This is a genomic window from Candidatus Electronema sp. PJ (genome assembly GCF_048287395.1).
GTDB lineage: Bacteria > Desulfobacterota > Desulfobulbia > Desulfobulbales > Desulfobulbaceae > Electronema.
The window spans coordinates 1-6,108 of the sequence record NZ_JBLWEO010000028.1 but is presented as its reverse complement, the minus strand read 5'-3'; the positions used below and the strand labels follow the sequence as shown (position 1 = coordinate 6,108).

General features: G+C 48.6%; 6 protein-coding genes. 4 read left to right on the top strand and 2 right to left on the bottom strand.

Annotated elements, in window-relative coordinates; all coding sequences use genetic code 11:
- Positions 1-241: 241 nt before the first annotated feature.
- The gene (locus tag ACNKIB_RS04005; protein WP_417909257.1) at positions 242-1,660 is read right to left on the bottom strand and encodes a sodium:proton antiporter; all 1,419 of its coding nucleotides are present in this window, start codon (positions 1,658-1,660) and stop codon (positions 242-244) included.
- A 347-nt stretch (positions 1,661-2,007) separates the two neighbouring features.
- Here ACNKIB_RS04005 and ACNKIB_RS04000 point away from each other — a divergent pair, with 347 nt between their 5' ends.
- The 4 genes from ACNKIB_RS04000 to ACNKIB_RS03985 are packed head-to-tail and all read left to right on the top strand — an operon-like array spanning position 2,008 to position 5,847.
- Positions 2,008-3,120 carry an ABC transporter ATP-binding protein gene (locus ACNKIB_RS04000; protein WP_417909258.1) on the top strand — a complete coding sequence of 371 codons (1,113 nt, stop codon included), beginning with the start codon at positions 2,008-2,010 and terminating at the stop codon, positions 3,118-3,120.
- A complete protein-coding gene (locus ACNKIB_RS03995; RefSeq protein ID WP_417909256.1) occupies positions 3,121-3,951 on the top strand; it encodes an ABC transporter permease in 831 nt (276 codons plus the stop codon). It abuts the gene before it with no gap.
- Complete coding sequence (locus tag ACNKIB_RS03990; protein WP_417909255.1) at positions 3,952-4,731, top strand: ABC transporter permease; 780 nt, start codon at positions 3,952-3,954, stop codon at positions 4,729-4,731.
- A 24-nt stretch (positions 4,732-4,755) separates the two neighbouring features.
- On the top strand, positions 4,756-5,847 hold the full coding sequence (locus tag ACNKIB_RS03985; RefSeq protein WP_417909254.1) for an extracellular solute-binding protein: 1,092 nt from the start codon (positions 4,756-4,758) through the stop codon (positions 5,845-5,847).
- A gap of 74 nt (positions 5,848-5,921) precedes the next feature.
- Here ACNKIB_RS03985 and ACNKIB_RS03980 read toward each other — a convergent pair.
- The coding region (locus ACNKIB_RS03980) for a hypothetical protein (RefSeq protein ID WP_417909253.1) at positions 5,922-6,108 on the bottom strand (187 nt) is incomplete at its 5' end.

The window sequence follows — 6,108 nt, the reverse complement described above, 5'->3', positions numbered from 1 at the left end:
TTTTGGTACATCGAAGGCTTTTACAACCGCCAACGGCGGCATTCGGCGATCAGTTATCAGTCGCCGGACAACTACGAGCCGCTCTTCTTCAAAAGGGCTACTTAGGGAATAAAACGTGTCCGCTAGTGTGAAGACAGGTCAATTCCAGAACTGAACGACCCTCCAACGATAGCGGAAGATGTTTTCTGAGATGACCCCATACCGCTATCTTCTTTTTTCTATTCTCCTCGCCGAAACTTCATCAAAAGAACACCAGCGTCACGACAAGGAAAATCGGCATCAGGATTGCACCTGACCACGCCATGTAGCCAAAGAAACTCGGCATCTTGACTTTATTCTCTTCAGCAATGGCCTTGACCATGAAATTCGGGCCATTGCCGATGTAGGTGTTTGCGCCCATGAAAACCGCACCGCAAGAAATGGCAACTAGGATTTCCGCTGCTTGCGTGCCGCCAGCGGCGAGGAATTCCGCCAAATATTTCTGGCTCTCCACGCTCACGCCCATGCTGCCTGCGGCGGTAGCAGCAAAGGTCAGATAAGTTGGCGCGTTGTCAAGAAAGCTGGAAAGCAGGCCGGTGCCCCAAAAATACTGCCACGGCTCAGTTAGGCCCAATTCCTTGCCGTGAACATTCAGCACGGTCAGCGGGGCAATCATCGTAATGAAAATGCCCGCGAACAGCACCGCTACCTCGATGATTGGCGCAAAGGTGAAGCAGTTGGCAGCCCGGATTTCCTTTTTCGTGCTAAAATAAGCAGCCAGCGTAATCACGGTCATTAAAATTTCCTGCACACCGAACGGCCATTCGCCACCCCAGCTCTGCCCTTTACCAAGGATGACTAGCACTATGCCTGTGAGAAAAAGAAAATTGTGCCAGCCGAGAATACCCAGCGGCTCATGCTCCATCACCTGCTCCAGTTGCGAGCCTTTGCGTTCTTTTTCCTCTCGGTCAAAGATGTACTGATCGACCACGTTGCCGAGGACAATTAAGATGATGTTAACCAAAAGCCATTCCTTCCACAGTCGCATGGTCCAGCTAAAAGGTACGCCTTTGAGAAAGCCGAGGAAAAGCGGTGGATCGCCGAGCGGGGTCAGCAAGCCGCCGCAGTTAGAAACCACAAAGATGAAGAAGACGACCAGGTGGACTTTTTTCTCCCGCGCTTGGTTCGCTCGCAGCAGCGGACGGATCAGTACCATTGAGGCCCCGGTGGTGCCGATGAAGCTGGCTAAAATTCCGCCAATGATCAAAATGGCTGAGTTAGAGAGTGGCGTTCCGGCCAGCGAACCTTTGATATAGATGCCGCCGGAAATGACGAAGAGCGCGGCCAATAGGACGATGAAAGGTAGATATTCATAGAGCACGGCGTGCAGAAGGGCTACTCCGCCCGCCTGACCAAAGGCAATCAGCATATAGGCGGCAAAGATAAGGGCGAAAAAGCCGCTTACTAAGGCGCGGTTGCGGTTGCTCTCCCACCAATGATGCGCCACCAGCGGCAACACAGCGATACAGAGCAGCAGCGCGGCAAACGGGGAGATCCAGAAAGCTGGAATGTCGAGGCTGGGACTGCCACCTTCTGCGGCGAGCACAGAAGTTATGCAGCAGAGCAGCAAAAAACACACGGGCGAGAAATAGCGCAGAACGCGCAAAAATGTGGTTGTCATTTTTTCACCAATCTTTTTCAAGCACACCATCTGTGCTCCAGAAATCTTCTGTTTTTCCGGCATATCGAGCTTCTTTGCGCACATGCCGGAATGCTGCCTTCAGCGGCATCCTGTTCTATTCTAACAAACAATACGAGAGAGAATAGGGGAAAGTCAATCTGAAATAGCAGAATCAAGGCTCCCCGCACGAGATTTTATCTTGACAAGAGGGGCTGAAGACGAGTATTTTGCATCATATTCTATCTATTGGTTATTTTGGGTCAAAATTATATTCATTGCAACGAAATGCGTGTCTGCCGCCGTAGCGGTCGGAAGAGATGCTATTTCATCACCAGCGGGTTGATTCTGTGAAAAGCAGTCAAGTCACAATAGAGAATGTCTCGAAAAATTTCGGCGACTTTTTTGCTTTGAAAAACACGTCGCTGACCATCAGCAAGGGCGGCTTCTATTCCTTGCTGGGGCCTTCTGGGTGCGGCAAAACCACGCTGCTGCGGATCATCGCCGGCTTTGAAATGCCGACCGAGGGAGCTGTTTATTTTGACGACGTGAATGTGCTGCCTCTGCCGCCGAACAAACGGCATGTCAACACTATCTTTCAAAATTACGCCCTGTTTCCGCATCTGACTGTCTTTGAAAACGTTGCTTTTGCTCTCCGCCTGAAAAAGGTTGCCTCGACAGAAATCAAAAGAGCTGTGGAGGAGAATCTCGCCTTAGTCAAGATGGAGACCGAGAGCAAAAAATATCCGCGCCAGCTTTCTGGCGGCCAAAAGCAGCGGGTGGCTATCGCCCGCGCCTTGATCAACAAACCACAGGTGCTGCTTCTTGATGAGCCGCTGTCTGCCTTAGATGCTAAATTGCGCCAGCACATGCTGCTGGAGCTGGATGCCATTCATGATAAAGTTGGCATCACTTTTATTTATGTCACGCATGATCAGGCAGAAGCCTTGAGCGTGTCAGATCAGGTCTGCGTGCTCAATAAAGGGGAAATTCAGCAGATCGGTACACCTGCTGAAATCTATGAAAGCCCGGCCAATGAGTTTGTTGCCCGTTTTATTGGTGAGACGAATTACCTCAAAGGCCAGATCGCGGCGGTGACTGATGCCGAACATGCTGTCTTTGCCTCGCCTGACTATGGCAACTTTAACATCTATCTTGATAAACCAGTGCAAGAAGGCAGCGAAGTGGCAGTAACAGTACGGCCTGAAAAGATTCGCATTGCCCCGGAAAAGCCAGGTAATCTGCCACCTGATGTCAATGTGCTTCAAGGAACAGTAGAGGATATGATTTATACTGGCTTTCAGACGAAATATTTTGTCCGCGTCAGCCAAAATAAAGAACCGCTGATTGTCTTCCGCCAGCATGTGCAGTATTTCATGGATGAGAAACCGATCTCTTGGAAGGACAAAGTCTGCATCTGGTGGAACACCAAAGACAGCTTTATGGTGGAGGTCAAGAAGTAAATGCGGAAGAATTATGGGCCAATCTATGTTGCGCCAATCGCCTTTTGGCTTTGTGCCTTCCTCTCAGTGCCGCTGCTTATCACCCTGAGTTACAGTTTTCTCGAAAAAGGGCTGTATGGCGGCGTGGTGATGCGCTTCTCGCTTGAAGCCTACCGGTCCTTGCTTAACACGGCTGTGCTCAAGGTGCTGCTCAATACAATCATCATTGCGGTGGCCTCCACAGCAATCATTGTTGCGCTTGCCCTGCCCACGGCGTATTACATCGCCAGAAGCTCGCAGAAGAATCTTTTGCTCATGCTGATCATTATTCCTTTCTGGACCAATTTTCTGATCAGGATTTATGCGTGGATTGCCATTCTCGGTCGAAATGGCTTGCTCAATAGCTTTCTGCTCTCAACCGGTCTGATTGATACAGATATTCAATTCCTCTACAACCGCTACGCTATTATTCTTGTCATCGTCTATACAACGATTCCCTTTGCCATCTTTCCTCTCTATTCGACTATTGAGAAATTTGATTTTTCGTTGATCGAAGCGGCGATGGATCTTGGTGCGTCAAAGATAACAGCTCTCTGGAAGATTATGATCCCCAATATCCGTACCGGCATTACCACCGCTATTCTCTTTACATTTATTCCTATCTTTGGAAATTTCGCCGTTCCGAAGCTGGTGGGAGGCACAGGCGACTGGATGTTGGGCAATCTTATTGAGCGCGAGCTAAATATAACCAGAAACTGGCCGCTCGCCTCCTCGATGTCTGTGGTTCTGACTTCTGTGACCATGATTGCCGTATTTTTATTCATGCGCTCGCAAAACAAGAAGGAGCTGTAGATGACGAAACCAGGAAAGTTCTCGCTGGGTGTTTTTCTCTTTGTCACCCTCTTTTTGCATATTCCACTGGCCATTCTGGTCATTTCCTCGTTTAATAGCTCCAAGTCTATGCGTTGGGAAGGATTTTCCCTGACATGGTACCATGAGCTGTTTTATAATTCAGAGTCGCTCTGGCACAGTTTTTACAATAGTTTCATTATCGCCATTTCTTCCGCAGCAGTTGCCACTGTCATTGGCTCGCTGGGTGCCATCGGTCTCTGCTGGTACAACTTCAGGATGAAAAAGGCGATTCAAACCCTGACCTTTTTCCCGATCATCCTGCCGGAAATCATCATCGGCGTGTCGATTCTCATCTTCTTCAACAAGATCGGCCTAAATCTGAGCCTGCTTACCGTGTTTCTTGCGCATGTTACCTTCAACATACCCTTTGTTTTAATGACGGTGATGGCTAGGTTGGAGGAATTTGATTTTTCTATCATTGAAGCAGCCTATGATCTGGGAGCAAGTGAATTGGCTATGCTCTTCCGTATCCTGTTGCCGATTTCCATGCCAGGCATCATCGCTGGGCTGCTGCTGGCAATAACGTTATCGTTGGAGGATTTTGTCATCACCTTCTTTGTCGCAGGGCCAGGTTCCTCTACGTTGCCTTTACACATCTTCTCCATGATCCGCTTCGGTGTCTCGCCGACCATTAATGCCCTTTCTGTAGTTATCATTGTCGGCACTGCGTTGCTGGCAGTGTCAACTAAGAATCTCTATTCTTCTTTACTGAAGAGATAACTTTCACTTTGTAGGAGCTGAATCATGAAGAAATTACCCTTACTGCTGCTGTCAGCAGCCCTTGTTTGTCTGTCTGTCTGCGGATGTTCTGAGCAGAAAGAAGAAGTACAGAATCAGAAAGTACAGAAAAAAGCACAACCGCAGCAACCTCAGCCGTCGTCGCAGAAATTGTACATCTACAACTGGACCTACTATATTCCTGATCAAGTAGTAAAAGACTTTGAAAAGGAATACAAGGTTAAGGTAGTTTACGACATGTACACCTCCAACGAGGAGATGTTCACCAAGCTGAAGGCCGGTGGCACTGGCTATGACCTGATCTTCCCTTCTGGCGATTATGTCTCAATCATGATGAAGGAGAATATGCTGGAATCCATTGATCGTGCCAAGCTGCCCAACTTCAAAAACCTTGATCCTGCTGTGTTGGCGAAGATCCATTTCGATGAAGGATCAAAGTATTCTGTTCCGTACATGATGGGCGCAGCAGGCGTGGCTGTAAACAAGAAGTTTGTCAGAGAGTTTGACAAAAGCTGGTCAATCTTCAACCGTGCTGATCTTAAAGGCCGTATGACCATGCTTGACGATATGCGAGAAGTACTGGGCGCGGCCCTCAAGTCACTGGGCTATTCGGTTAACACCAAGAATCTGGAAGAGCTACAGAAGGCTAAGGAACTGGTCAAGCAGTGGAAGGAGAAGATCGTCAAGTTCGATGCCGAATCCTTTGGTAAAGGCTTTGCTGCTGGTGAATTCTTGGTCGTGCAAGGCTATCAGGAAAACATCTTCCTTGAGCTGGACGAGGCTGGTAAAAAAGATGTTGAGTTCTTCATCCCCAAAGAAGGCAGTGCCATGTACATGGACAACATGGTTCTGCTCAAAGATGCTAAGAACAAAGATTTGGCCTATACCTTCATGAACTATATTCATGAGCCAAAGGTGTATGCGCAGATTGTTGACTTCTTAATGCTGCCTTCGATCAACGTGCCTGCCCGTGCGCTTCGTACTAAGAAGCCAAATTACGAGATTGTCGATTTAGAGCGATCAGAATTCAAGGAAGACCTTGGCGAGTCACTGAAAGACTACAACAAGATCTGGCAGGAGATCATAGTCGGCGAGTAGTTACGCTTCGTTAGAGCAGACGCAAGGGTGAAGCAGCTTCTTTGCTTCACCCTTTTTCTTTTGCACTTTTGCAATCACTCCACCACCAGCACATCCACCAAGCGGCAATTGTAATTATTCCGCAGCAGTTCCTTCAAAGCGGCATACTCCAGTACCCGGATATCCAGAGTAGTGACTGGTGAACCCGCAAAGCCTTGCAAGGTGATGTCGCCATTCGCGGTTACGGTTGTGACTGCACCTGCGGCCCCGCCTTCCGTCATA

What these genes read in the sequence shown, in the direction of transcription:
- ACNKIB_RS04005 (WP_417909257.1), bottom strand. Translation starts at nt 1,660, where the DNA reads ATGACAACCACATTTTTGCGCGTTCTGCGCTATTTCTCGCCCGTGTGT.
- ACNKIB_RS03995 (WP_417909256.1), top strand. Translation starts at nt 3,121, where the DNA reads ATGCGGAAGAATTATGGGCCAATCTATGTTGCGCCAATCGCCTTTTGG.
- ACNKIB_RS03990 (WP_417909255.1), top strand. Translation starts at nt 3,952, where the DNA reads ATGACGAAACCAGGAAAGTTCTCGCTGGGTGTTTTTCTCTTTGTCACC.
- ACNKIB_RS03985 (WP_417909254.1), top strand. Translation starts at nt 4,756, where the DNA reads ATGAAGAAATTACCCTTACTGCTGCTGTCAGCAGCCCTTGTTTGTCTG.